Below are 24,519 nucleotides of genomic sequence, written 5' to 3' on the forward strand. Positions count from 1 at the left end.
GAAACAACAGGTTGCTTTCCAGAACGGAATACTCCCAGAACTTCCCCTCGGATGGCGTTGGACACCGAGGGACTTTTTTGAAAGGCACATAAGATGAGCGCACCGCTGCAAGGTCTGAAAGTTGTGGAACTTGCCCGAATTCTGGCCGGGCCGTGGATCGGGCAGACGTTGGCCGATCTTGGCGCTGACGTGCTCAAGATTGAAAGCCCAGATGGTGACGACACTCGCAAATGGGGGCCTCCGTTCATTGAGCGGGAGGGGGACAGAACAGCGGCCTATTTTCATGGTGCGAACCGAGGCAAAGACAGTATCGCACTGGATTTTGGCAATGCGGATGATCGGGCCAGGTTGCTGGATCTGATCCGTGACGCGGACGTGTTGATCGAAAACTTCAAGGTCGGGGGGCTGAGGAAATTTGGCCTGGATTACGACAGTGTCAAAGAGGTCAATCCGCGCCTGATCTATGCCTCGGTCACTGGCTTTGGCCAGGATGGGCCGTATGCGCATCGTGCGGGCTATGACTTTTTGATCCAAGGCATGAGTGGGATCATGGATCTGACTGGTGACCCGAACGGTGAGCCACAAAAGATCGGTGTCGCATTTGCCGATATTTTCACCGGGCTTTATGGGGTCATTGGTATCCAAGCAGCCCTGGCCGAGCGGGAACGGTCCGGTCTGGGTCAGCATGTAGATCTGAGCCTGTTGGACTGTATGACTGGCGTTTTGGCCAATCAAGCGATGAACTTTCTGGCATCCGGGGCTTGTCCGACGCGTTTGGGCAACGCGCACCCTAACATCGTGCCCTATCAGGTGTTCCCGGTCGCTGACGGCCACATCATCATCGCCTGCGGCAACGACCGGCAATACGCCACCCTGTGCACCATTCTGGATGTGCCAGATTTGATCGAAGATGCGCGGTTCGTGGCAAACTCTGATCGCGTTGCCAACCGAGAGGTGTTGACCGAACTGCTGACCGCAGCTTGCCTGAAGTGGGGCAAATGGGACTTGTTGGCAGCACTTGAAAAGGGCGGAGTTCCCGGCGGCCCGATCAACTCGGTTGCCGAAGCGTTGAGCGATCCGCAAGTCCAGCACCGCGAGATGCAGATCGCGCCCGAGGGCGTGCCTGGCCTGCGCACCCCGATCCGCTTTTCGCGGTCCGAGTTGAAGCTGGGCAAAGCCTCGCCCAAGCGGCCGGTCAGATCATGAGAGCTTGCGCAAGATCTTGATCAGGCTGCGTTGTTCGGCGGCTGTCAAAGGCTTCAACGATTCCGCCGTGATGTCGCGCCCGATCTCTTTCATCTGCGTGACCATCTCTTCGCCATCGGGCGAAAGTGAAATCATCGTGCGGCGTTTGTCGTTGGGATCAGGGGCCGTCACCGTCAGTCCCTTTTGACGCAGCCGGTCCACGACTCCCTTGATGGTGGCGACATCCATCGCTGCCAGACGCCCCAGATGGTTCTGCGAACAGGTGCCTTGCTCGGATATCCGGATCAGGGCCGAGAACTGTGTCGGTGTCAGCCCATTGATGGTCTTTGATTGAAAGATCGTGGCGTGGCGTTGGCTGGCCAATCGTAAAAGATACCCGACCTGATCATCCAACCGGTAGTCCGTATCTGCTTGGTCTGCCGTTTCGGTCATCCACTCATCCGCCAATTGCAAAAAACATTAGCAGTATAACAAAAACGTGCATGCCCACAACGGTAAATCCGGGCGGCGCGCCGCCCGGACAGGCGTCAAACCGCCAAGTATTTGTTTGAGATTTCGGGGTTTTGGTCGAGATGTCCAAAGGTCCCGTCATAACAGACAGAACCTTTTTCGATGATATAGGCCCGGTCTGATACCAGGCGGGCAAAGTGCAGGTTCTGCTCGCTGATCAGAACCGATAGCCCCTCGCGCTTCAGCTCGGCTATGACATTAGCCATCTGCTCGACAATCACCGGCGCGATCCCTTCGGACGGTTCGTCCAGCAGCACCATCTTGGGGTTGCCCATCAGGGTCCGTGCGATTGTCAACATTTGTTGCTCACCGCCAGACAGTTGCTTACCCAGGTTCTTGCGCCGCTCGCTGAGGTTCGGGAACAGTTCGAACAGATGCTCCAAGGTCCATTCCGGTGCGTCGTCGCGTTTGTCGCGGCGACCTACTTCGAGGTTCTCCTCAACCGTCAGCTCGCCAAAAATGCGCCTTTCTTCGGGGACATAGCCAACCCCCGCGCGGCAGATGGCATGGCTGGGTTTGCCCAGGATGCTTTGCCCCTCATAGGTGATCTGCCCGGTTTTCTGACGTACCATGCCCATGATGGATTTCATCGTGGTGGATTTGCCAGCGCCATTGCGACCGAGCACCGCGACCACCTCGTTCTGGCCCAGTGACAGCGACACACCATTCAGGATCTGCGCCCGGCCATAGCGGGCATTCAGGTTTGCGACCTCAAGCATTGGCGGCCTCCTTCTTGTCTTCGAACAGGGTGCCGCCGCCCAGATAGACCTCTTGCACGGTTGGGTTGGCGCGGATTTCGTCGCCGGTGCCTTCGGCGATCAGCTCGCCCCGGTTCAGCACCAGAATGCGATGCGAATGGGCAAAGACCACGTCCATGTCATGTTCGGTAAAGACCACGCTGACGCCTTCGCGCTGGACGATGTCGGCGGTCAAGGCCATCAGCGCGATCCGTTCCGAGGGGGCCATGCCAGCGGTGGGTTCATCCATCAAGAGGAGCGCCGGCTCATGCGCCAGCGCAATTGCAAGCTCCAGCCGTTTCAAGTCACCGTACGCCAGTTCCGAACAGGCGCGCTCGGCGTGCTCGGACATCGACACGAGATCAAGAAGGGCCATGGCCTCGTCGACATAGAGCCGCGTCGCGCGCGAGAACATGTCGAACACCCGACGGTGGTGCGAAATCAGCGCCATCTGGATGTTTTCCAGCACCGTCATGGACAGGAACGTCTCGGTGATCTGGAATGTGCGGCCAACCCCCATGCGCCAGATCTTGCGGGGCGGGGTGCCCAGCAATTCCTTGCCGTTCAGTTGAACTGAACCGCCGCTGTTGGGTTTCAGATAGCCGTTGAGCATGTTGAAGCAGGTGGTCTTGCCCGCGCCATTGGGACCGATCAAGGCCAGGAATTCACCCTTTGCCACGTCAAAGTTGACGTCTTGGACCGCCTTGATGCCCCCAAAGTTCTTGGACAGGTTGCGGACGGAAAGAACCGGGCTCATGCCGCGCCTCCTTTCTGGTTGGGCAGAATGGCCCGTATCAGTCGGTTGACGCCGCCGGCAATGCCGTCAGGTGCCAAAAGGACCACGACCAGAATGATGCCGCCAAAGATGAAGCGCCAGTAATCCAGACGGGTCACCCAATCCTCGATCATGACAAAAGCCACAGCGCCAAAGATCGGACCGGCAAGGGCATGGATTCCACCAAGCAAAACCATGATCAGCCCGTCGATGCTTTGCGCAATCCCAAGCGTGTCCGGAAAGACCGACCCCTTGGAGAAGGCAAAGACAACGCCTGCCAGCCCTGCCAGGCTGCCGGCCACCACAAAGCCCATCCACTGGTGGAACTTGGTGTCCACGCCGATGGCCTCGGCTCGGGTCTGGCTGTCGCGGATGCCGCGCAGGGTGTAGCCGAATGGGGAATGAGCGACGCGCCGCAGGAACCAGATGCCACCCAGGCACAGTACAAAGGCGATGTAGAAATAGACCTTGTCCGAGCTGGCCCACTCAGCCGGCCAAACGCCCAGAATGCCGTCGTCGCCGCCGGTAAAGGCCTGCCATTGGAAGGTGACCCCCCACAGGATTTGCGCCGCCGCCATTGTGAGCATAGCCAGGTAGACGCCAGAGAGGCGCACGCAGAACCAGCCAAAGAACAACGCCGCGGCGGCCGCGAAGAACGGCGCAAGTAGCATGGCGGGCAACATGCCAAAGCCCAGGAACTTGACCATCATCGCAGCTGCATAAGCTCCGACACCGAAATAGGCGGCGTGGCCAAAGCTGACCATGCCACCGATGCCCATCATGAAATGCAGCGACACGGCAAAGAGGGTGGCGACCATCACATCCACAAGCAGGATCGAAGTAAAATCAGCCGTCACCGCCGGGCTGAAGGCCAAAACCATCACGGCGGCCAGCAAGACCATGGTCGATTTCTGGCTCATCAGTTTCAGGGGCTGTTCGGGCTCTTCGGTGCCCACATGTTCGCTGCCCGGTTTCCCGAACAGGCCATAGGGCCGCAGGATCAACACCACGGCCATCACAATGAACGGCAGCACGATCGAGATTTGCGGGAAGATCAGGATGGCAAACGCGTTCAAGACCGAGATCAGAACAGCCGCCACAAAGGCCCCGCTCACGCTGCCCATGCCGCCGATAACGACTACCACAAAGGCCTCGCCAATGATCGACAGGTCCATCTGCAGGCTCACGGCCTCACGCGGGATTTGCAGCGCACCGCCCAGACCGGCCAGGAAAGCGCCCAGAACAAAGGCGGCAGAAAAAAGCCAGGCCTGATTGACCCCAAGGGCACCGACCATTTCGCGGTCTTCGGTGGCCGCACGGACCAACACGCCCCATCGGGTCTTGTGGAACAAGAGCCAGATGCCCGCCAGAACAGCGGGGCCAATGGCGATCAGAGCCAGATCATATTCAGGGATGGGTTCGCCCATGATGCGGACGGCGCGGTCCAATCCGGGTGCGCGTGGACCCAGCAAATCCTCGGCCCCCCAGATCGCCAGCGTGGCGTCCTGAAAGATCAGGACAACGCCGAATGTGGCGACCAGTTGGAACAACTCGGGCGCGCGGTAGATGCGGCGCAGGATGGTCATCTCGATTAGCAGGCCGATGACGCCCACAATGGCTGCTGCTGCAATGATCGAAAACCAGAAGCCAAAGATGCCGCCATTGAGCGCGGTGACGATGGTATAGGCCAGATAAGCGCCGACCATATAGAACGAGCCATGGGCGAAGTTCACGATGCGCGTGACGCCAAAGATAATCGACAAACCGGAAGCAATCAGAAACAACGAAGAGGCATTGGCAAGCCCGGTCAACAGTTGTGCAAAGTAGAAGCCCATTTCGGCCCACCATCCCTAAACTTGTGAATTGCGGGGGTGGGGCGCCGGATACCGCGCCCCACCTCAGTGTGCGTGAGTGGTCGTTTTATTCAGCAGGGCGCAGCTTGGCGGCCTCTTCTTCGGACGGCAGATAGGCAGCGCCGTCAGCATAGGTCCAATCCACCATCTTGGGTTCACCATCCACCAGGGCGGTTTTGCCCACATAGGCGCCCATGGTCGACTGGTGGTCAGCCGCGCGGAACATGAACGGACCGGTCGGGCTGTCGGTTACTTCCAGTCCTTCCATGGCGGCCAGCAGCGCCTCGGTGTCGGTTGATCCTGCCTTGGTCAGTGCCGCCGCAATCGCCAGGACCGAGTTGTAGCCCACGATCGAGCCGGTCTTGGGCGCTTCGCCGAACTTGTCCGTATAGGCTTTGGCAAAAGCATTGTGGCTGTCGGTGTCAATGTCGGCAGGCGGGTAGCCGGTCACGATCCAACCATCAGGGGTTTCGTTGCCCAGGGGGTGCAGATACTCGGGTTCACCGGTGAGCAGCGACGCGACAGCGCGGTCTTCGAACAGGAAGCGCAGCGAACCTTCGCGCACAAACTTGGCCAGATCACCGCCAAAGGTCACGTTGAAGATCGCGTCGGGCTTGGAAGCTTCAAGTGCACGCACGGTCGAGCCTGCATCGATCTTGAACACCGGCGGCCACTGCTCTTCGACAAATTCGACGTCAGGGCGCAGCTTGCTGAGCTCGGATTTGAACGCCTTTACCGCGTCATGGCCATAGGCATAGTTCGGAGCAACCGTGGCCCATTTCACCGCATCCAGCTTGGCGGCCTGCTCGGCCAGCATCGCGGCCTGCATATGGGTCGAGGGGCGCAAGCGATAGGTGTATTTGTTGCCTTTGGACCAGACGATAGCGTCCGAGAGCGGCTCGGATGCGAGGAACAGAACCTGCTTTTGCTGGGCAAAGTCTGAAACGGCCAGTCCGATGTTCGACAGGAAGGTACCAAAGATCAGGACTGCGCCTTCCTTGGCAACAAGCTCTTCGGCGATGCGGATAGCGGTGGCTGGATCGCCAGTGTCATCGCGGCTGATCACCTCAAGCTGCTTGCCGTCGATGCCGCCTGCGGCGTTGATCTGTTCGATCGCCAGTTGCCACCCCTTCTTGTAGGGTTCGGTAAAGGCGGGCAGGCGGGTATAGCTGTTCACCTCGCCGATAACGATCGTGTCCGCGGCTTGGGCAACCTGCGGGCCAAACCCCATCAGGGGTAGGGCCGCCAGGGCACCCAGTACGGTACGTCTGATCATGGTCATTTCTATTCCTCCGGTTGGTTCAGTTTTTCCTTTTCATGCGGCCGGTTATGTCCGGCTTCTGCTTGATTGTCAGTGTAATGTTGACCTACGTCACCTTTTACCGCAGGCCGTCTTTGCCTTCGGCATCTTCGTGGGTCAAACCACCGACGCGGGGCAAGGGGCGACCGCTGTCGGTGACGGCGACGGCCACCATGATTTCATTGGCGCGCGGCGCGTCGTTCAGGCGAACCTCGATGCCGTCAAAATGGCTGCGTACGTAAGCGGCGTCTTTGTGGCCAAGCGGCACGTCGAGCACCTGACCCGGGCTGCCCATCTTCTTGGACGACGGGACCAGTGCGGCCCCTTTTTCGACCTCTTTGCGCAGCGGCGCGCCCAGTTTCGGGTGCAGCAGGGCGGCGGCGTGTTCCAGCTCGCCGTTTTCGCCCACCATGGCGGATTTGCCATAGCTTTCGGCCTGCTCGGGTGTAATCCCGAGGGCCTCGACACATTTCTTGCCCAGAAGAGTGCCCAGTTCCGCGCCCATATCCATCAGCGGTGTCAGATCCTCTTGATAGGTTCCGGCATAGGGGTTGGCGATCACCGCCACGGCCACTGCCTTGCGGGTGGCGGGCGCAATGTCACGTCCTGCTTCAATGTGGGTTTCTTCGACGTTTACGGCGATTTTGCGAATATCCATGCTCATCTCAGACCGTCCTCTCCCTTGATGTCCCAGGCCTCCAGCCCGCCCGAGCGTGAATGAATGCGCGGCCCGGTGCTCATCACCAGCGCAAAGGCCAGTTCATCTGCACGCGGCGCGTCGTTGCTGCCCACTTCCATGCTGTCGAAATGCGACCGCACGTAAGAGGCGTTGATATGGGTGATCGGCACGTCCAGCCGGGCGCCAACACCGCCGACCTTTTTGGACGAGGGTACGATGGCGTTTGCATTGCCCAGCAGTTGCCGCATGGCGTAACCGCCCGGTGCGTGCCACAACGCGCCATGCTCCAGCTCGCCGCCTTCGCCGACGAGCGAGCCTTTGCCGTAGCCTTCGATGTTTTCGGGGCCGCCCAGGATGTCGAGCAGCTTTTGTGCCATCTGCAAACCCAACGGTTTGAGGTCTTCCATGAAGCCCTGAATGTCAGGCTCGTACCGACCGGCAAAGGGATTCTTGATGATCGCCAGTACTGCGGCACGACGCTGCGGCGTTTCGGGGGCAGGGCCGCCCTCGTGAAAGATCTCTTCGTAAGACGCGATTGTTTTTCTTAGAATGACGTCAGGCATTTAGGAGTGTCCGCTTGTTTTGTTGTCCGGCCAAACCGGAAGGTCCTGCATGACGGGATTCGCCTTGCAGGTGAAGGGATGCTGCGCGGATCAATCCGGCGTCGCGCATTTTTTCGGCGACGATCAGACCGCTTTGCAGCGCATGGTGAATATCAGGGCGCGAAAGAGGTGCGCAGTGGGTGGTGACGAGGCGCTCGCCCAGATCGCTATCATCTTGCAGGTCGCTGGCAGGGCGGCGGGTGATTGCCGGGTGATCCGGCAGGTCGACGGCGTTTGCAATCAGGGTCGCGGCCACATCGGCCTGTGCTGCTGTGCGGGCCAGCACGGTGACGCTGTCAGCGATACCCAGCGACAGGCTACGCCCACCACGACCAGAGGTCGCGATGCCGCCTATCCGGTCGCGAGACGTGATCTCGATCCGACCCAGATCCTGCCCTTCGACCGAGGCCATGGCGGAGGTGAACTGCTCCCCCGGAGCCAGATGCAACGCGATATCGCCTCCGTTGTTCACATAGGCACGTCGCAGGGGGGTGGCTTGCCGCATGACGTTCAGAACCTCATCCGCGACTGAACCTGCCACCGCAGCCATTGGTGTCACAAATGTTAGACTATGCGGCCTGGCCGCCCGCGCCATGCGACGAGCAATGCGGCCCTCAAAGCGTGGTCGATCCAGTGTCATGGGGTGGCGCAACTCAGCGAGTTCGCCAACCAGTTCTTGCAGAACTGTTTGAAACCGCGCTTCTGCCGCCTCGAACGCTGTTTTCCGCGCGCCATCTGTCCCGATGATCAGGTCAATCGGCCCGTGCTGCAGATGCAGCCGGGTGCCACAAGGCAATATGGCGGCGACGGGCTTCACTTGGCCCAACGATAGTTGGTGGCCGCCATCGGATCCGGCTGATTCTCGAACTGCGAGACTTTGCGGGTCTCATCCGAGACCACATCGGCCACCGGCTTGATCTCCTCCATGTGTCCACCAAGGGTGCCATAGTCGCTGACGCGCATGGTGAATTCGATTGGGGCAACCAAGGCCGGGGTCGGAACGTAGCCGAACGAGCCGGTTGGCATGTCTAGTACATCCACCATCACCGTGATCCCGCCACCGGGCCAAACATAGGCCTCGGCCCCGCCGCAGGACACAAAGGTCAGAGAGTCCTTGACCGACTTGGTCAGGCGCACGGGGTTTTCGGTGACACCTGCACGCAGGCTGCCGCCCGCGCCGCCCATGAACAGCACCGAACAGACCGACGGTTCGCAGTTTTCAGCGATCAATTCTGCTGATGCTTTAAGAGCCGCCGGAATGTCCGCGGGCTGAGGTTTCAGATCAGCGTCCAACTCGAAATAGGCGTATTGCTCGCCGGTGGTGGACACCATTAGCAGCTTCATGCCCTCTTTGGCGAATTTGGCGTTGAAGTCGCCCAGGATCTTTAGAGGATCTTCGATATCCGTGCCGCCCCAGCCAGTGCCGGGTTCAGCCACCTGGAAGTAGCGACCAGGGGTCGAGCGGCGACCGTTGATCTTGATGCCAGTCGCTTCGACGTCCAGGAGTTTCCCTGCCTGGTGTTCACTCAGCACCCCGGTGATGTGGTCATCCACCACAACCACGTCGTCCACATGATCGACCCATTGCTTGGCGAACATTCCGATGGTGGCCGAACCACAGCCGACACGCATCAGCTTCTCTTCGACGCCGTTGATGATCGGGGCTTTGCCGGCCTCGACCACCACGGTGGTCTCATGACCTTCTTCGCCGATCACCATCTCAACCGCCTCGCGATTGCACAGCTTCAGCAGCGCATCACAAGTGATCCGGCCTTCTTTCTTGGACCCACCGGTCAGGTGTTCCACCCCGCCCAGGGAGAGCATTTTGGAACCATACTCGGACGTCATCACATGGCCAATCGGCTCGCCATTCACCCGCACCACATCACGTTCGTGGCCTATGTGACGATCGGTATCGATCTTCACCTTGACCCCGCAGTACGAGAAGATGCCTTCGGTCACGACGGTGACCATGTCGACGCCCCGAACCTCTTGGCTGACGATGAAGGGCGCAGGTTTGTAATCAGGGTATGTCGTGCCCGCACCAACGGCGGTCACGAAAGGCCGGTTGCCCTGCACGATGTTGCCGTCCCAATCGTCGGGGCCCTGGTTGTCCTTCAAAAAGGGGACCAGCTTGGCCTCGTCTGTGTTTTCGATGATGGTCAGCGCGTCCAGACGGACCAGGTCACCGCCATGGTTGGCATAGCGATCACAAGCGCCTGCCTTGCCGTCGGCGATGTAGCACATCACCGGGCAGGCGTCGCAGCGGATCTTTTCGGATTTGGCGCGGTCAGTTGCCATTGTTTTTGTCCTTGATTGCGGCACGGACGCGGGACGGGGTGGTCGGTACTTGGGTCAGCCGCACGCCGCTGGCGTCTTTGATTGCGTTCAAAATGGCCGGAGCGGTGGGGATCAGCACATGCTCACCCAGCCCTTTGGCCCCATAGGGACCATGCGCGTCCGGCTCTTCGATGATGTGGGTCTCGACCGGGGGCATGTCACCGATGGTGGGGATCAGATAGTCATGCAGGTTTTCGGTGCGTCCCGGCAGGTATTCTTCCATCAGGGCCATGCCCAGACCCTGGGCGATGCCACCCTGAACCTGACCTTCGACCAGCATGGGGTTGATCGCCTTGCCGACATCATGGGCGGCCACGAATTTCAGCGGTTTGACAGTGCCCAGCTTGGTGTCGACCTCAACCACCACCAGATGCGCGGCATAGCCGAACTGCGCATAGGGGATGCCCTGGCCGTTTTCGTCCAGCGGTTTGGTCGGCGGGTCATAGGTTTCTTCGGCGCGCAGGACATAGCCTTCGTTATCCGCTGTCAGAGTGCTCAGGTCGATGACATGTTCGGTTCCCTGATCCGTGACCTTGATTTGGCCATTGCCGATTGTCAGCGCGGCCTCTTCGCTCGCGTTCACACGCGCCAGAATCTGCGCCCGCATTGCTTCGCCCGACAGGCGCGAGGCACTGCCCGACACATAGGTCTGGCGCGAGGCCGAGGTTTTGCCTGCATCCGGCGTGACATCCGTGTCGGCCCCGATGATTTCGAGTTGCGCCACGGGAACACCCAATGCGGTGGCAAAGATCTGACTGATAACAGTGTTGGCCCCTTGGCCGATATCCATGGCGCCCTGATGCAGTACCACGGTGCCATCGGTTCGGATGCCCGATTTGATGGTTGACGGGTTCGGCAGCGATGTGTTGCCGCAACCATACCAACCGCCTGCAATTCCCACGCCACGTTTGAGCGTGTCGTTGTTCGAGTTGAAAGTCTCTGCCGCGGTGCGTTCGTCATCCCATGCAGTGCGTAGAGCTTCGAAACATGGTTTGATCCCGACGCCCTGTTCAAACACCTGCCCGCAGACTGTGGGCATGTTGTTTTCCAGCGCGTTGTTGATGCGGAACTCCAACCGGTCGATCCCTAGCTTGTCCGCCAATTCGTCGAACAGACTTTCCTGCGCGATGGCCGATTGCGGCACGCCAAAGCCACGGAAGGCACCCGAGGGCGGGCAGTTGGTATGGATGCCTTTGGACTCGGCGCGGTAGTCGGTGATTTGATACGGGCCAGATGCATGAACTGGCACCCGGTTGGCCACGGTCGGACCCCAGCTGGCATAGGCGCCGGTGTTGAAATAGCCAAAGAAGTCGAAGCCCATGATCTTGCCGTCTTTGGTGGCGCCGATCTTGAGGGTGATGTCGGACGGGTGGCGTTTGGTGGTCGACTGCATCGATTCGGTGCGCGAATAGCAGATGCGCACAGGCTTGCCTGTTTTCAGCGCGCCTAGCGCCAGGTAGGGCTGGACTGAGATGTCCAACTTTGAGCCGAACCCGCCGCCCACGCCGGTGGGAATGATGCGGATCTGGTCACGTGGGATGCCAAGAATGATCTCCATCGAGTCGAGATCCATGACCGGAGCCTGGGTACAGGCGCGGATTTCCACGCGGCCATTCACGAGTTCAGCAAATCCGGCCTCGGGTTCGATATAGCCATGCTCGACGAAGCCACTGCGGAAACTGCCCTCGACCGTGACATCAGCTTCTGCAATCGCAGCCCTGGCGTCACCGCATTGGACAAAGCCACCGCACATGACATTACCATCGCGGCCCTCATGCAATTGTGCGGCCTCGGGGGCCATAGCTGCATGTACGTCTTGGGCCGCGGCGCGCTCGTCCCATGTCACAGGGAAAGTGGCTGGGTCGAAATCGCGGGCATATTCGGGTGTCGCAACAACGGCGGCCACGGCCTCGCCACGAAAGCGCGCCTCTTCTTCAGCAAAAACAGGTTGGTCCATGAAGGCCGGAATAACGCCGAACACATTGCGTCCGGGGACGTCTGCGGCTGTCAGAACCGCTTCGACGCCTGCTGTTTTGCCAAAGACATCCAGATCACCAAAAGTGAACCCGGCGCGCGGGAAGGGAGAGCGGATCACAACGACTTCGAGCGTGCCAGCCGGGGCCACATCGTCACCAAAAGCCTCGGTGCCCTGCACCTTGCCCAGCCCGTCCAGACGGCGGATGCTTTCGCCTGCATGCCCTTCGGCCTGCATCGGTACCTCGGCCTGACCGGCGGCAACCACGGCGTCAATGATCTTGCGATACCCTGTGCAGCGGCACAGCACGCCGCCAAGGGCGTCTTGCACCTGTTCTTCGTTGGGCCCATCGGTGTTGCGCAGCAAGGCGACAGCAGCCGTCATCATGCCAGGCGTGCAGATCCCGCATTGGGCTGCGCCAAGGTTCTGAAAGCTCTCACTCAGGCGCTTTGTGATTTCGTCCTCGCGCGCGAGACCACGCAAGGTTTCTACCGAGCGGCCAGCGGCCTGTTGTGCAGGCATAAGGCAGGCGCAAACCGGGTCGCCATCGACCAGAACGGTACACGCGCCGCAGTCGCCTGCGTTGCAGCCGATCTTGACGTCGCGTGCGCCCAATCGTTCGCGCAGGGTCTCAGAAAGGCGTTCCCCGGCAATGGGCGTCGCACTGACATGATCGCCATTGAGGATGAAATCGGTCACGGTTTCGCTCACGTGCTTATCCATTCTCGCCTCCCGCCTGTTTGATGGCCCGCAGACATTGCTCTGCAACGGCATCCAGACGGTATTCACCGCTTCCGCGCACGTCGTCGATCGGGGAAAGGGGGGCAAGATGCGCTTCGGTCACTTCGACCTGATCCAATGATTTGCCCAGCAGGTCGCTTTCCAATGCCGTGAGACGCTGGGCCACAGGTGAGCAGGCCCCGACTGCAACGCGCGCGTGATCGATGCGGCCGTTGGCGTCCAGTCCAATGACGCTCGCTGTCATGGTGATCGAGATTACCAGATACCGACGCGAGCCCAGCTTTTCGAAAGCCCCTCGCGCATTCATTGGCAGTTCGGGCAGCAGGATGGCAGTGACGAGTTCATCGTTGTGCAAGTCTGTTTTGCGCACACCGGTGATGAAGTCTGACAGATCAATCGTGCGGGTGCCGCGGGCCGATCCTATCTCGACCTGTGCGTCCAGTGTCAGCAGGGGCGGGACGCCATCGGCGGCGGGAGAGGCGTTGCAGAGGTTGCCTGCAACGGTGCCCGCGTTCTGGATCTGCAGGCTGCCGACTTCGCGCGCGGAGGCCTGAAGCCCGGCAAAGGCGGCAGGAAGATCGGTGCGGAACACCTCGCTCCAGCGGGTTGCTGCACCAATGCGCCAACCGTCTTGGGTCTTGGTGATGCCGGATAAGCCCGCGATGCGGGTCACGTCCAGAAGATCTGATTTCAGCGGTCCTTGCGGACGCGCGGGGTAAAAGTCGGTCCCACCTGCAACGATGTTCACATTGTGCGCGCTCAGGCGGTCAAATGCATCGTCCAGGGTCGTGGGCGAAAAGTAGTCCAAGGTGCGAGTTCCCAGTTGGAAGCGTGCCATTGTTGTTTGTATGCTAATGATATTGCTGGATTCGGAAATTTGTCAACGTAAAGTTTGAAAATGACATCACGTTGTATTTGCTTGGTAAAATCCCATTTTGTCGGAGCATTAGCAGCCGAGTGAAACTTGGATGGTTTCTGTGCCATCTGAGTCTTTGGCTTGATTGAGGTTCGTTTCTTGATGACTCCTCCGGGTTTCCCTCGCCGTGAAGTTGAGGCTTGCCAAGTCGCGATATCGATAGGTAGATTGTCAAAAAAGATCGTTGACACACAAACAATTATTTCCAAAATTTGTGAACGATCACTAACCAAAAGTTGGCGCGATCAAGCGAATGGGTGCCTATCCACCCACGCGCAAAACCAAACCCTTAGGGAGGGAACAAATGAATAAGTTCAAGTCGTTGCTGGTCGGTGCTGTTGTCGCCGGTTTGGCCGCAACCTCGGCCATGGCGCAGGAAAAAGTCCGAATCGCCTTTATCGACCCGCTGTCGGGGCCGTTTGCATCGACGGGCAACCAGGGCCTGTCGATCTATCGTCATGCGGTTGACGAGTTGGTAAACAAGAAGGGGGCCCTGCTGAACGGCGCAGCCGAATTCGAGATCGTTCCGTTTGACAACAAGATCAGCGCCAAGGAATCCCTGATTCAGCTGCAGGTCGCCATCGACCAGGGCATCCGTTTCATCGCACAGGGTGCATCGTCGGGTGTTGCTAACGCGCTGACTGATGCGATCAAAAAGCACAACAAGCGCAACCCTGACAGCCAGGTGATCTTCTTGAATCACTCGGCCGTCGACCCGGCGCTGACCAACGACAAGTGCAACTTCTGGCACTTCCGCTTTGACGCCAATGCCGACATCAAGATGGACGCGCTGACGGACGATATCGCCGGCAACGAAGACATCAAGAAGGTCTATATCATCGGTCAGGATTATTCGTTTGGTAAGGCCGTTGCGGCTGCGGCCACACGTTTCCTGGGTGAAAAACGCCCCGACATCGAAATCGTCGGCAACGAGTTGCACCCAATTGGCAAGGTCAAGGACTTCACACCCTATGCGCGCAAGGTCATCGCCAGCGAAGCGGATGCCGTGATCACCGGCAACTGGGGTGGTGACATGGTTGGCCTGGGTAAGGCGATCATGGGCGCAGGGTTTACCAAACCGATCTACACCTACTACGGCGCCACCTCGGGCATCACCGCGAACTTTGGTGACCAGGGCGACGGTATCGTAAAGCTGGCCGGTGCCGGTCAGGTCAACCCGCCGCTGTCGGCTGACGCCGAAGCCTTTACGGCGTCCTACTACGAGAAGTTCCCTGAACTGGATTTGGGTCAGCCGCAAATGGCCAACGTTGCTCCGATGCTGGCCGCGGCCATCAACGAAGTGGGCAACGCTGATGACGTCAAGGCAATCGCCTACGCGCTGGAAGGTATGGAGCATGACGGCATTCTGACGGGTAAGACCGTGATGCGTGAAAGCGATCACCAGGCGATCCAGACGGTGACAGTACAAGGCCAGGCCAGCGAAGGTTTGACCTTTGACTATGACAACTCGGGCCACGGCATGATTGCCGAGACCGTCGTCGAGCTGGCCTCGGCAGATGAGCCAACCACCTGCAAGATGAAACGCCCGTAACGTTTCGTCACTGCATTAAAGGTTGCCAGACTGTCCCGTCAGGGGTTTCCTGACGGGACAAGACCAAGAAAAAACCGAAAATCTCATCAGGGAGCCGACAACGATGGCATTGTTCCTCGTTAATATTTTGGATGGCCTGGTTACGGGGTTGCTGCTGTTCATGCTGTGCAGTGGCCTTACGCTCATCTTTTCGATGATGGGTGTTCTGAACTTTGCCCATGCCAGTTTCTACATGTTGGGGGCGTATTTCGCCTACCAGATCAGCACCATAACCGGATTTTGGCTGGGCCTTCTGGTCGCGCCGGTCATCGTCGGCGTCTTTGGGGCGCTTATCGAGCGATATGGGCTGAGGCGCGTTCACAAGTACGGCCACGTCCCCGAATTGATCTTTACCTTCGGTCTGGCGTTGCTGATCGAAGAAGTGATCCAATTCTTCTGGGGCAAGAGCCAGATGGCCTATTCCGAGCCTGAGGCTCTGAATTTTGCTGCCTTTGCTATCGCGGGAAACTCTTTCCCTGCATACAAGGTCTTCATGATCTTCGTTGCGATGGGACTGTTCCTGACGCTGCTGTACATCCTGACCAAGACCCGCATCGGCATGACCATTCAGGCCGCGCTCAGCTATCCCGAAACCGTGCAGAACCTTGGCCACAATGTGCCGTTGGTGTTCATGGGCGTGTTTGGTGTGGGCACTGCCATGGCCGGTCTGGCTGGCGTGATCGCAGGACCGGTTCTGGGAACCTTCCCCGGAATGGCGGTTCAGTTGGGTTCGATTGTGTTCGTGACCATCGTCATTGGCGGGCTTGGCTCGCTCTGGGGCGCACTTGTTGCCTCGCTCATCATTGGCTGGCTGCAGACCTTCGCCGCTGCCTACAATGTCGCGATGGAGGACATCCTGACCTTCTTCGGCTTTACCAAACCTGAAAACATCTGGGACCATCCCTTACAGGATCTGTGGACTCTGACCTTGCCACAGATCGGGCCGATCCTGCCGTACCTTCTGATGGTCTTTGTCCTTGTGCTGCGTCCGCAGGGCCTGATGGGGAAACGTGAGACATGAATACCGCAAGCAAAACGCAAGCCGTCTCCAACCCCAATCGTCGGCTCATCTCGCTGTCGAGCCTTCTGCCTTGGGCCTTTGCCGCGCTGTTCCTGCTGTGCCTGCCGCTGGTGTTTCAATCCAGCGCGGCCCTGACCATCATGAACCAGATGGCGATCACCATCGTCTTTGCGCTCAGCTACAACATGCTGCTGGGGCAGGGGGGCATGCTGTCCTTTGGTCATGCGGTCTATATGGGCCTGGGCGGGTTCTTTGCCATGCACGTGATGAACATGGTCGAATATGACGGGCTTTGGCTGCCTTTGCCGCTGCTGCCCGTCGTTGGCGGCCTGTTTGGCATGACCTTTGCCTTTCTCATCGGTAGCTTTTCGACCCGCCGGGCAGGCACCGTATTCGCCATGATCTCTCTGGGGGTGGGCGAGTTGATCGCGGCTTGTTCGATCATCATCGTTGTCTTCTTTGGCGGTGAAGAGGGCATTTCGGGCGACCGGACAATGGGTCCCGAAGTTCTGGGGTACGACTTTGCCGCGCAATCCGAAGTCTACTATCTGACCGTGATCTGGCTGCTGGTGGCAACCGTGTTGATGTACCTGTTCTCACGCACGCCCATTGGCCGGATCGCCAATGCGGTACGCGACAACGAAGAACGGGCCGAGTTCCTGGGCTATTCGCAGCGCCATGTGCGGTGGATGTCCTTCATCGCGTCTGGCTTTTTTGCGGGCGTCGCAGGTTCGCTGTTTGCGATCAACTTTGAGATCCTGACCGAAGAGAACCTGAACCTGGCCACCTCGGGCTCGATCCTGTTGATCACCTTCCTGGGTGGCGTGGGCTTCTTTGTAGGTCCGATCATCGGAGCGATCGTATTCACCCTGCTGCAGACGGTTCTGGGTCTGTATACCGAGATCTGGGCGCTCTATCTGGGCATCCTGTTTGTATCCTGCGTGATGTTCTTTCCGGGCGGTTTTGCTGGCATCATCGCGATGCACCGCCGCCCGTTGGCACTTGGGAAACTGAACCTGCTTGTGGGGCCCTACCTCAAGGTTGCGATCCCTGCGATCACCAGCGTTCTGTCACTGGCTGCAGTCCTTGAGATCAGTTTCCACAAACGCCATTCGTTTGGTGACGATCACGAGATGTCGCTTTACGGGATCACTTTCGACAGCCACGGCTATCAGGCCCTCGGGTTTGCCATAGTGATCGCTGCCATCTCGCTGTTCCTGGTCTCGCGCATCCTGCCGTCGATCAAGGCAGCCTGGGATGAAGCCAACCATGCAGGAGACGCCCAATGACGGTCCCCGCAATTGAACTGCGCAATCTGGAAAAAAGCTTTGGCCTGGCCAAGATTATCCAGGGCGTGAACCTCAAGATCGAAAAGGGCGAGCGGCATGCGGTGATCGGCCCAAACGGGGCAGGCAAATCTACCCTGTTCAATCTGATCACGGGTCGTTTCGCTCCGACCTCGGGCGGTGTCTACCTGCACGGCGAGGATGTCAGCGGCATGCAGCCGTTCGAGATCAACCGACGTGGCTTGAGCCGGTCGTTCCAGATCACCAACATCTTCCCCAATATGACCGTTTTCGAAAACATTCGCTGCGGTCTGCTGTGGACGATGGGTTACAAATACTCGTTCTGGCACATGATAAACGGTCAGCGGGATGTAACCGAAAAGGCCGAACAGATCCTGGAAGAGATCAACCTGACCGCGCGGCGCGATCTTCTGGCCGGTACGCTGGCCTATGCCGAGCAGCGCGCATTGGAGATCGGAATCACCATTGCAGGTGGTGCCGACATCATCCTGCTGGATGAGCCCTGTGCTGGCATGAGCCATTCGGAAACCGACCTGATCGTGGATCTGATCCGCAAGGTGACCGAAGACAAGACGCTGATGATCGTGGAACACGACATGGGCGTGATCTTTGATCTGGCCGACAAGATCTCGGTCCTCGTGTACGGCGAGATCATCGAGTCGGACGTGCCGGACGCGGTGCGCGCCTCGGCCAAGGTGAAAGAGGCCTATCTGGGTACAACGCTTGAAGAAGAGGACGCGTAAGATGCTCAAGGTAAATGATCTTCACGCATACTATGGCAAAAGCCACATCCTGCAGGGCGTCAACCTTGAAGTCGGCGAAGGCGAAATCGTCTCGTTGTTGGGGCGCAACGGGGTGGGGCGGTCAACCACCTGCAAGGCGATCATGGGCGAGGTCGAACCCAAGGGATCGGTCCAGTTCCGCGGGGAAGAGCTTGCCGGGCGCAAGAGCTATGAGATCGCCAAGAAGGGCATCGGCTATGTACCCGAAAACCGCGATATCTTTCCCGGCCTGACCACGCGCCAGAACCTGATGCTGGGCATCAAGCCAGGGCAAAAGGACGGTGACGGGCGCTGGAACATGGAGGACATGTTCGACATGTTCCCCAACTTGCGAGAGCGGGCTGACGTCGATGCCTCGCTGATGTCGGGTGGTGAAAAGCAGATGTTGACGGTGTGTCGTGCGCTGATGGGCGACCCGGATTTCATCATGATCGACGAGCCGACCGAAGGTCTGGCGCCCAAGATCGTCGAGCAGGTGGGGGATTTGTTGCTCCAGATCGCCGAACGGGGTGTGTCGATCCTGTTGGTCGAGCAAAAGTTGACCATTGCCATGCGAGTCACCAACCGCGTCTATGTGATGGGCCACGGACACATGGTGTTCGAAGGAACGCCAGAGGATCTGAAGAACAACGTGGAAATCCGGCAAGAGTGGTTGGAGGTTTAACCCTCAGCCAGTTTCGGACAGCAAGACGGCCAGCAGTGATCTGTTGGCCGTTTTTCTATGGCGGTGTAAATTCAGCTCGTTTCGAGCAGAGAATTGGCCAGCCGCAATGACGCAAAGTAAGATGAATGGGCCCAATCCGAGGGGGGCGACAGGGGCGAAAGAGAATCCATTGTCAGATAGAGACCGATGACACCCTGAGCGACGATATCGCATTCGGCCTTGGTTGCGTTCGGGTGATTGCGCTGCATGACTTCGCTGGCCAAGTCAAAGAGCGACTGCATGGCGGCAATCAATTCCTGACGCAGGCCGGGGTAGTTGTCTGCAGAATGGGTCAGGGATTGAAACACGATGTTCAGGCGCGGGTCCGTTTCACTTTCCGGTGCGTATAGCGCGTCAATGAAGTCTTTCGCCGAAGGGTACCCTTCGAGTGCTGCGCGCATATCTTCAACTGATGAGTTGATCCCGGTGATCACATATTCGGAAAGCGCTTTGACCATGTCGTCGCGATTGCCAAGGTGATGTCGGATCAGCGGACGTTTCAACCCTGCTTCACTGGCGATGCGTTCCAAGGTGGCACCTTCTATGCCGTATTTGGACGCACAGGTCAGAAAAGCATCCAGAACCTCAGCCTTGCGTTGTTTTTGAACCGACGGTCGCCCCATCTTCGTGAAATGCCTCTTCCAGATATTTCGTAGATCAGTAGTCCAATAACGACTACTTTCGCGGCCAACGCTCACCAATTGACGCGGTTACAGCTAATTTTCGACTTTCATCAAGCCTGTCAAGACAAACTCGTGCAGCGCAGTTTTTACCTCATCGACGGGAAAATGCCCGATGCTCCAATGTCGGAGCGCCCAGACTGTGCACAGGAAATAGATGAAATTGGATAGAAGTTCGGTGTTCACGGGACGAAAGAAACCCTTGTCCACACCGTCGTCGATGATGGCCTGCCAGCGGCGCATAAAGTCGCGTTCCGTGTCGAACACTTTCATCCTGTTTTCGGCGCTGAGTGACCGGGTCTCGGAATACACCAGATTGATGTATTTTCGATTGTCCCCGATGTAATCGATGTATTTGTCCACCGCTCGGATCAAGTTTTCTTCAGGGCTGCCGGAATTGAATTCCTGGTTGTCGAAGAATGTGAACATGCCTTGCATATTCACCGTCATGATCAGGTAAAGGATATCGTCTTTGTCTTTGATGTACTTGTACATCAACGGCACGGAAAGACCGGCTTCGCGGGCTATTTCACGCATTGTCGAATTGCCGAAACCATGGCGCGCGATGACTTTGCACGCCCCTTCAAAGATCTGCAAACGTCGCATCTCAGCTGTGCTGGAAAGCGAGTCCTTGCCAGTATTGGCACGTTTTTCAGCCTTTTCCGCATCAGCGCCCTGATCCTGAGCTTCGGGTTCCTTGACTTGGAATACACACAGCGCCTCGGCCACGTTGCGCTTTTTGGATGACCCTTCCGCAAGTTGGGACAAGATCACCCGACACACCTGCTGATCAGAGCCTTTCGCCGACAATCGTGTAGATTTTGCAACGAGTGATTCCCCCGAGGGTGGGGCCAAAGCGGAAACCGTGCTTGTGATCAGCTGCAGTTCACCATCGCAGTCACGCTCCAATTCGTGACGCGCGGCTTCGAGGGCCAGAGACGAGAAAGCGCTATCGCTTTGTTTTTTCAATATGAAATCAGCCATTTGCGCTGATGAATACGAGTGCATTCCTGGCCTCAAGTTCCCTTACGTTCCGTGCATACGATGCGTTCCGCAGCGATGGTTGTCCAGCAACATTCCACCCCTTGTCGCGAAAAGAAGTGATCGTTCACTAAATTACCTGACGAAAGGTCATTTCTAAACCTCTGTAACATATCAACAAAATTTGTTTGACGACACCGTGTTTTCAGGTGAAGGTTAGTGAACGTTCATTATTGAGGGGAAGCACGCCATGAAATTCAAGATTCTTGCCATCCCGTTCGCTCGGCAACATGGCGAAGACGCCCAACTTGCCGGTCGCGATCCGGGTCGGTTTAACAAGATGATGCACACGCTGAGGGATCAGATGGTTCTGGCAGAAGAGCTGGGATACGAAGGGTTCTGTCTGACCGAGCACCATATGCAGGTCGAAGGGGTGGAATGCACCACCAACCCGTTGTTCTGGAACATGTACATCGCGCAACACACCAAGAACTTTAAGGTTGGTCAGCTAGGCATGAACCTGACCGCGATGAACCCGATCACCACGGCGGAAAACATCGCGATGCTCGACCACATGACAGGCGGTCGTGTGTTTGCGGGTTTCTCGCGTGGTAACACTCCGCGCTGGACCGCGACTATGGGTCAGCACCTGGACATCACCTCGGCCGAATCCGACAAATCCGAAGCGGACCAGCGCAACCGTCGTGCGATGTACGAGAACTGGCGCCTGATCAAATCGCTCTGGACCGACGACCTGACCGAGCATCAGGGCGAGTTCTGGAATTTCCCGTCGAATGTGGAATGGGAATTCAACCCCACCAAACTGTGGGGCGGCGACAACCCGGTTGACGGCAACAAGATCCTGCGCAAGTCCGGCATCGTTCCGCGCCCGCTGCAGAAACCGCACCCCAAGGTGTACGCGCCCTTCTCCTACTCGATGGAAACCGCGCGCTTCTGGGCCTCGGAAGGGGCCAAGATGGTGTCCTTTGTGACCGCCGACAAAGAAGAGTTCATGCCGGTCATCCTGGAGCAATGCTTGGCAGCTGCGCATGAGAACGGGTTGAAAGAGACCACCAACAATGACGTCCTGGCTTTGGGTGCGCATCTGATGATGGGCAAAACGCCCGCCAAGACCAAAGAGTATCGCGGCATGTTCGATACCCTGTGGAAACAGGCCTATGACGCGCCGCCCTATCACGTGCCGCTTGGCCGGGTCTGGGATGGTTCGCGCCAGCAGGTTCTGGATCAGGTCTGCACCTTGGCCGAACGCTATCAGATCGACGAATTCTTTGTTTGGCACCACGTCAACTATTTCGGTGACGAGATCGAGCAAGAGGCTCTGATCGAATTTGCCGAAGGCGTCATCAAACAGGTCAACGGCTGATCGCCATGGTCGGGCAGCAAGGCCCGGCCCCTACGATAGGGGAGGTCGCCATGACCCAAAACAATACGCAAGAACTGTTCAAGCAGGGCATGCAACTGCTGGCGGCCTCGACCACCATCATCACGTCCGAGCACGACGGCGCACGCGCCGGTATGGCCGCCACGGCAGTCACATCGCTGGCGGCAGACCCGCCATCGCTGCTCATCTGCACCAATCGAACCGCACGCACATTCGACTACATCATGGGGTCAGGCAGGTTCGCCGTGAACGTGGTGCCTGACAGCCTGACCGATGTGGTCGGCGCGTTCTCTTCGAAAGAGGACAAGGAAAAGCAGTTCCAGATGGCCGGAACCTGGGACCGGTCGGCCAGCGGTCTACCGATCCTGAAAGAAGCGGTCGCCTCGTTCGAATGCACCGTCAGCGAATGGACCGACGCGCACACGCACCGGGTCTTCTTTGGTCTGGTCGATGCGGTGCACCTGAACCCCGACGCCTCGGCGCTGATCTATGCGCAACGTGGCTTTTACAAACTCGCGCCGGTGGCGGCGTAACCCCGTTGGAGGACAAGATGGCGGATATCGCAACACTCGAAACCATGATGCAGGACTACATGATCGGCCTGCACGAAGGGGATGTCGCTGCAATCGACAAGCAGTTTCTACCTGAATGTGACCTATGCTGCGCCAATGACGATGGCAGCTACATCCACATGACGCTGCAGCAGTACAAGGACCTGGTCGCAGGCCGCAAAAGCCCCAAGGAACAGGGTTATCCAGTTTATGGCCATGTGGTTCACATCGACCAGTCCGGCCCCAACACGGCGTTCGTGAAAATCGACTGCGCGGTGCAGCCCAAGTACTTCATCGACTACCTGTCGCTGATCAAGACCAACGGCGAATGGAAGATCGCCTCCAAGGTCTACTACGTGAAGAAGTACGAAGAATAACAATCCTTTAGCCTGTCCGAGACGATTATGACCGTTTCCGTGTCCCATCTATCTGCGGTCGAAATGACCGATTTGTTCCGCCGTCGCGAGTTGTCACCGGTTGAGGCCCTGGCAGCGACGCTGGTGCGGATCGAAGAGGTCAACCCAAAGATCAACGCGATCTATCATGTGGATCGTGACGGGGCATTGGCACAGGCAAAGGCATCCGAACTCCGTTGGCGTGACAGCGCACCCTTGGGTTGGCTCGATGGGGTGCCAACTACGATCAAGGACGCGCTCGAAACCAACGGGTTGCCGGCCCATCGTGGGTCGGCCGCCGGCAGCGGGGTGGTCCACTCCTCCGATCACCCCACTGTCGCAAGAATGCGCAACAGCGGCGCTGTCATTGTCGGTAAAAACACCATGTGCGACTATGGCATTCTGGCGGCTGGCGTCAGCTCGTACCACGGTGTCACCCGCAACCCCTGGAACCTGAGCAAGACAACGGGCGCGTCCTCGTCGGGGGCCTCGGCCAGCGTTTGCGCGGGGATCGAGCCTGTGTCGATTGGCACTGACATCGTCGGCTCCATCCGGATTCCTGCCTCTTACTGTGGTCTTGCGGGGCACAAGCCGTCTTACGGCCGCGTGCCCTACTACTTCCAGGGCAGTCCTGTGCTGGTCGCGGGGCCTTTGGCCCGCTCGATCACCGACGTGGCGCTGCACATGAACGTTCTGACCGCAGCGGATGCGCGCGACTTTTCGGCCTTGCCACGTGACGGTGTTGATTACATCGCCGAACTCGACCGCTTTGATCCAGCGGGCAAGCGCGCGCTGGTCATAACCGAGCTTGGCATTGGCGAGCCGGTTGCCGAAGACGTAGCCAACGCCATCGTGCGCGCGGGCGAGACGCTGCGCGGGCAGGGGGTGCATGTTGATCGCCTCGAAACCGTTCCTTTTGAACGGGGCGAGTGGGAACCCGCCGAGCTCTTTTACATGGTGCGCACGCTGAGCGAGCTAAGCCAACACCCGGATGCCGAACAACGCAAGACGCCGGTGATCTACGACTGGACACGCCGGGCACTAAACCTCAACGCCTTGGATCATCACGCCAATTTTGTCGCCACACAGAGGCTGCGCGAACGCACTTTTAACCTGATCGATGACTATGATTTCCTGATCCTGCCCTCGACCCCTGACACCGCTTTTGACGCCGAGCAGCCCGGCTCTGATCCAACCCGCCTCTTTGAAAGTTGGGCCAATACATTCCTGTTCAACCTGACCGAACAGCCGGGATCGAACGTGCCCATGGGGTTGGACCGCAACGGTCTACCCATTGGCGTTCAGATCATCGGCCAGCGGTATGACGACGTGGGTGTTCTGGGCTTGAGCCATGTTCTGGAACAAGCCGTCGGACGCCTGACACCCCCAAAACTCTGAACCCTATCTCAACCTGAACATCCACCTGCCGTGTGGGCGAAGACCCCCCGGCAGTTCAATACGGGAGGATACCC

General features: G+C 58.4%; 23 protein-coding genes. 10 read left to right on the forward strand and 13 right to left on the reverse strand.

Annotation, left to right across the window (positions count from 1 at the left end):
• The first annotated feature begins 93 nt into the window (after positions 1-93).
• The gene (locus TRM7615_RS13725) at positions 94-1,206 is read left to right on the forward strand and encodes a CaiB/BaiF CoA transferase family protein (protein WP_108788459.1); all 1,113 of its coding nucleotides are present in this window, start codon (positions 94-96) and stop codon (positions 1,204-1,206) included.
• On the opposite strand, the gene TRM7615_RS13730 is transcribed toward TRM7615_RS13725, so the two are convergent.
• The 11 genes from TRM7615_RS13730 to TRM7615_RS13780 all read right to left on the reverse strand — a co-directional run bounded on the left by TRM7615_RS13730 (position 1,201) and on the right by TRM7615_RS13780 (position 13,556).
• Positions 1,201-1,638 (reverse strand): MarR family winged helix-turn-helix transcriptional regulator, encoded by a 438-nt coding sequence (locus TRM7615_RS13730; protein ID WP_108788461.1) that lies wholly within the window; start codon positions 1,636-1,638, stop codon positions 1,201-1,203. The two genes, TRM7615_RS13725 and TRM7615_RS13730, sit on opposite strands and share 6 nt — an antisense overlap.
• Positions 1,639-1,733: 95 nt before the next feature.
• Entirely contained in the window at positions 1,734-2,435 is a 702-nt protein-coding gene (locus tag TRM7615_RS13735; protein ID WP_108788463.1) for an ABC transporter ATP-binding protein, read from the reverse strand.
• On the reverse strand, positions 2,428-3,210 hold the full coding sequence (locus TRM7615_RS13740; RefSeq protein WP_108788465.1) for an ABC transporter ATP-binding protein: 783 nt from the start codon (positions 3,208-3,210) through the stop codon (positions 2,428-2,430). The genes TRM7615_RS13735 and TRM7615_RS13740 overlap by 8 nt, the downstream gene beginning before the upstream one ends.
• On the reverse strand, positions 3,207-5,063 hold the full coding sequence (locus TRM7615_RS13745; protein WP_108788467.1) for an ABC transporter permease: 1,857 nt from the start codon (positions 5,061-5,063) through the stop codon (positions 3,207-3,209). Before TRM7615_RS13745 ends, TRM7615_RS13740 begins: the two co-directional genes overlap by 4 nt.
• Positions 5,064-5,148: 85 nt before the next feature.
• Complete coding sequence (locus tag TRM7615_RS13750) at positions 5,149-6,363, reverse strand: ABC transporter substrate-binding protein (protein ID WP_207775238.1); 1,215 nt, start codon at positions 6,361-6,363, stop codon at positions 5,149-5,151.
• A gap of 97 nt (positions 6,364-6,460) precedes the next feature.
• Complete coding sequence (locus tag TRM7615_RS13755) at positions 6,461-7,045, reverse strand: amino acid synthesis family protein (protein WP_108788469.1); 585 nt, start codon at positions 7,043-7,045, stop codon at positions 6,461-6,463.
• On the reverse strand, positions 7,042-7,623 hold the full coding sequence (locus tag TRM7615_RS13760) for an amino acid synthesis family protein (protein ID WP_108788471.1): 582 nt from the start codon (positions 7,621-7,623) through the stop codon (positions 7,042-7,044). The genes TRM7615_RS13755 and TRM7615_RS13760 overlap by 4 nt, the downstream gene beginning before the upstream one ends.
• Complete coding sequence (locus TRM7615_RS13765) at positions 7,616-8,479, reverse strand: UPF0280 family protein (RefSeq protein WP_108788603.1); 864 nt, start codon at positions 8,477-8,479, stop codon at positions 7,616-7,618. Before TRM7615_RS13765 ends, TRM7615_RS13760 begins: the two co-directional genes overlap by 8 nt.
• On the reverse strand, positions 8,476-9,963 hold the full coding sequence (locus TRM7615_RS13770; RefSeq protein ID WP_108788473.1) for a 6-hydroxynicotinate reductase: 1,488 nt from the start codon (positions 9,961-9,963) through the stop codon (positions 8,476-8,478). Before TRM7615_RS13770 ends, TRM7615_RS13765 begins: the two co-directional genes overlap by 4 nt.
• Complete coding sequence (locus tag TRM7615_RS13775; RefSeq protein ID WP_108788475.1) at positions 9,953-12,700, reverse strand: molybdopterin-dependent oxidoreductase; 2,748 nt, start codon at positions 12,698-12,700, stop codon at positions 9,953-9,955. Before TRM7615_RS13775 ends, TRM7615_RS13770 begins: the two co-directional genes overlap by 11 nt.
• A complete protein-coding gene (locus tag TRM7615_RS13780) occupies positions 12,693-13,556 on the reverse strand; it encodes an FAD binding domain-containing protein (protein ID WP_181892876.1) in 864 nt (287 codons plus the stop codon). The genes TRM7615_RS13775 and TRM7615_RS13780 overlap by 8 nt, the downstream gene beginning before the upstream one ends.
• Before the next feature lie 382 nt (positions 13,557-13,938).
• On the opposite strand from TRM7615_RS13780, the gene TRM7615_RS13785 reads away from it, so the two are divergent.
• The 5 genes from TRM7615_RS13785 to TRM7615_RS13805 all read left to right on the forward strand — a co-directional run bounded on the left by TRM7615_RS13785 (position 13,939) and on the right by TRM7615_RS13805 (position 18,999).
• Positions 13,939-15,186 (forward strand): branched-chain amino acid ABC transporter substrate-binding protein, encoded by a 1,248-nt coding sequence (locus TRM7615_RS13785; RefSeq protein ID WP_108788477.1) that lies wholly within the window; start codon positions 13,939-13,941, stop codon positions 15,184-15,186.
• 103 nt (positions 15,187-15,289) lie between these two features.
• Entirely contained in the window at positions 15,290-16,246 is a 957-nt protein-coding gene (locus TRM7615_RS13790; RefSeq protein ID WP_108788479.1) for a branched-chain amino acid ABC transporter permease, read from the forward strand.
• Positions 16,243-17,535, forward strand: coding sequence for a branched-chain amino acid ABC transporter permease (locus TRM7615_RS13795; RefSeq protein WP_108788481.1), 1,293 nt, complete (start codon positions 16,243-16,245; stop codon positions 17,533-17,535). Before TRM7615_RS13790 ends, TRM7615_RS13795 begins: the two co-directional genes overlap by 4 nt.
• A complete protein-coding gene (locus tag TRM7615_RS13800; protein ID WP_085794569.1) occupies positions 17,532-18,296 on the forward strand; it encodes an ABC transporter ATP-binding protein in 765 nt (254 codons plus the stop codon). The genes TRM7615_RS13795 and TRM7615_RS13800 overlap by 4 nt, the downstream gene beginning before the upstream one ends.
• Before the next feature lies 1 nt (position 18,297).
• A complete protein-coding gene (locus TRM7615_RS13805) occupies positions 18,298-18,999 on the forward strand; it encodes an ABC transporter ATP-binding protein (RefSeq protein WP_108788483.1) in 702 nt (233 codons plus the stop codon).
• A gap of 71 nt (positions 19,000-19,070) precedes the next feature.
• Here TRM7615_RS13805 and TRM7615_RS13810 read toward each other — a convergent pair whose 3' ends face one another.
• Together TRM7615_RS13810 and TRM7615_RS13815 are read right to left on the reverse strand one after the other, a co-directional pair.
• Positions 19,071-19,661 (reverse strand): TetR/AcrR family transcriptional regulator, encoded by a 591-nt coding sequence (locus TRM7615_RS13810; protein ID WP_108788485.1) that lies wholly within the window; start codon positions 19,659-19,661, stop codon positions 19,071-19,073.
• Between the two features lie 93 nt (positions 19,662-19,754).
• Positions 19,755-20,447, reverse strand: coding sequence for a TetR/AcrR family transcriptional regulator (locus tag TRM7615_RS13815; RefSeq protein ID WP_165821431.1), 693 nt, complete (start codon positions 20,445-20,447; stop codon positions 19,755-19,757).
• A gap of 502 nt (positions 20,448-20,949) precedes the next feature.
• Between TRM7615_RS13815 and TRM7615_RS13820 the strand changes: the two genes are divergently transcribed.
• The 4 genes from TRM7615_RS13820 to TRM7615_RS13835 are packed head-to-tail and all read left to right on the forward strand — an operon-like array spanning position 20,950 to position 24,445.
• Positions 20,950-22,083 (forward strand): LLM class flavin-dependent oxidoreductase, encoded by a 1,134-nt coding sequence (locus TRM7615_RS13820; RefSeq protein WP_108788489.1) that lies wholly within the window; start codon positions 20,950-20,952, stop codon positions 22,081-22,083.
• Positions 22,084-22,133: 50 nt separating this feature from the next.
• Entirely contained in the window at positions 22,134-22,634 is a 501-nt protein-coding gene (locus tag TRM7615_RS13825; RefSeq protein ID WP_165821432.1) for a flavin reductase family protein, read from the forward strand.
• A gap of 17 nt (positions 22,635-22,651) precedes the next feature.
• The gene (locus TRM7615_RS13830; protein WP_165821433.1) at positions 22,652-23,029 is read left to right on the forward strand and encodes a nuclear transport factor 2 family protein; all 378 of its coding nucleotides are present in this window, start codon (positions 22,652-22,654) and stop codon (positions 23,027-23,029) included.
• A 39-nt stretch (positions 23,030-23,068) separates the two neighbouring features.
• Positions 23,069-24,445, forward strand: a complete 1,377-nt coding sequence (locus TRM7615_RS13835; protein ID WP_165821434.1) for an amidase family protein — start codon at positions 23,069-23,071, stop codon at positions 24,443-24,445.
• Positions 24,446-24,519 lie beyond the last annotated feature (74 nt).

This window comes from Falsiruegeria mediterranea M17 (assembly GCF_900302455.1).
GTDB classification, from domain to species: domain Bacteria; phylum Pseudomonadota; class Alphaproteobacteria; order Rhodobacterales; family Rhodobacteraceae; genus Falsiruegeria; species Falsiruegeria mediterranea.

Bases quoted from the DNA above. Each gene is read 5' to 3' on its own strand.
- TRM7615_RS13730 (WP_108788461.1), bottom strand. From the start codon at position 1,638: ATGACCGAAACGGCAGACCAAGCAGATACGGACTACCGGTTGGATGAT.
- TRM7615_RS13745 (WP_108788467.1), bottom strand. From the start codon at position 5,063: ATGGGCTTCTACTTTGCACAACTGTTGACCGGGCTTGCCAATGCCTCT.
- TRM7615_RS13775 (WP_108788475.1), bottom strand. From the start codon at position 12,700: ATGGATAAGCACGTGAGCGAAACCGTGACCGATTTCATCCTCAATGGC.
- TRM7615_RS13795 (WP_108788481.1), top strand. From the start codon at position 16,243: ATGAATACCGCAAGCAAAACGCAAGCCGTCTCCAACCCCAATCGTCGG.
- TRM7615_RS13755 (WP_108788469.1), bottom strand. From the start codon at position 7,045: ATGAGCATGGATATTCGCAAAATCGCCGTAAACGTCGAAGAAACCCAC.
- TRM7615_RS13770 (WP_108788473.1), bottom strand. From the start codon at position 9,963: ATGGCAACTGACCGCGCCAAATCCGAAAAGATCCGCTGCGACGCCTGC.
- TRM7615_RS13830 (WP_165821433.1), top strand. From the start codon at position 22,652: ATGGCGGATATCGCAACACTCGAAACCATGATGCAGGACTACATGATC.
- TRM7615_RS13805 (WP_108788483.1), top strand. From the start codon at position 18,298: ATGCTCAAGGTAAATGATCTTCACGCATACTATGGCAAAAGCCACATC.
- TRM7615_RS13810 (WP_108788485.1), bottom strand. From the start codon at position 19,661: ATGGGGCGACCGTCGGTTCAAAAACAACGCAAGGCTGAGGTTCTGGAT.
- TRM7615_RS13780 (WP_181892876.1), bottom strand. From the start codon at position 13,556: ATGGCACGCTTCCAACTGGGAACTCGCACCTTGGACTACTTTTCGCCC.
- TRM7615_RS13725 (WP_108788459.1), top strand. From the start codon at position 94: ATGAGCGCACCGCTGCAAGGTCTGAAAGTTGTGGAACTTGCCCGAATT.
- TRM7615_RS13740 (WP_108788465.1), bottom strand. From the start codon at position 3,210: ATGAGCCCGGTTCTTTCCGTCCGCAACCTGTCCAAGAACTTTGGGGGC.
- TRM7615_RS13825 (WP_165821432.1), top strand. From the start codon at position 22,134: ATGACCCAAAACAATACGCAAGAACTGTTCAAGCAGGGCATGCAACTG.
- TRM7615_RS13735 (WP_108788463.1), bottom strand. From the start codon at position 2,435: ATGCTTGAGGTCGCAAACCTGAATGCCCGCTATGGCCGGGCGCAGATC.
- TRM7615_RS13760 (WP_108788471.1), bottom strand. From the start codon at position 7,623: ATGCCTGACGTCATTCTAAGAAAAACAATCGCGTCTTACGAAGAGATC.
- TRM7615_RS13790 (WP_108788479.1), top strand. From the start codon at position 15,290: ATGGCATTGTTCCTCGTTAATATTTTGGATGGCCTGGTTACGGGGTTG.
- TRM7615_RS13820 (WP_108788489.1), top strand. From the start codon at position 20,950: ATGAAATTCAAGATTCTTGCCATCCCGTTCGCTCGGCAACATGGCGAA.
- TRM7615_RS13785 (WP_108788477.1), top strand. From the start codon at position 13,939: ATGAATAAGTTCAAGTCGTTGCTGGTCGGTGCTGTTGTCGCCGGTTTG.
- TRM7615_RS13800 (WP_085794569.1), top strand. From the start codon at position 17,532: ATGACGGTCCCCGCAATTGAACTGCGCAATCTGGAAAAAAGCTTTGGC.
- TRM7615_RS13750 (WP_207775238.1), bottom strand. From the start codon at position 6,363: ATGACCATGATCAGACGTACCGTACTGGGTGCCCTGGCGGCCCTACCC.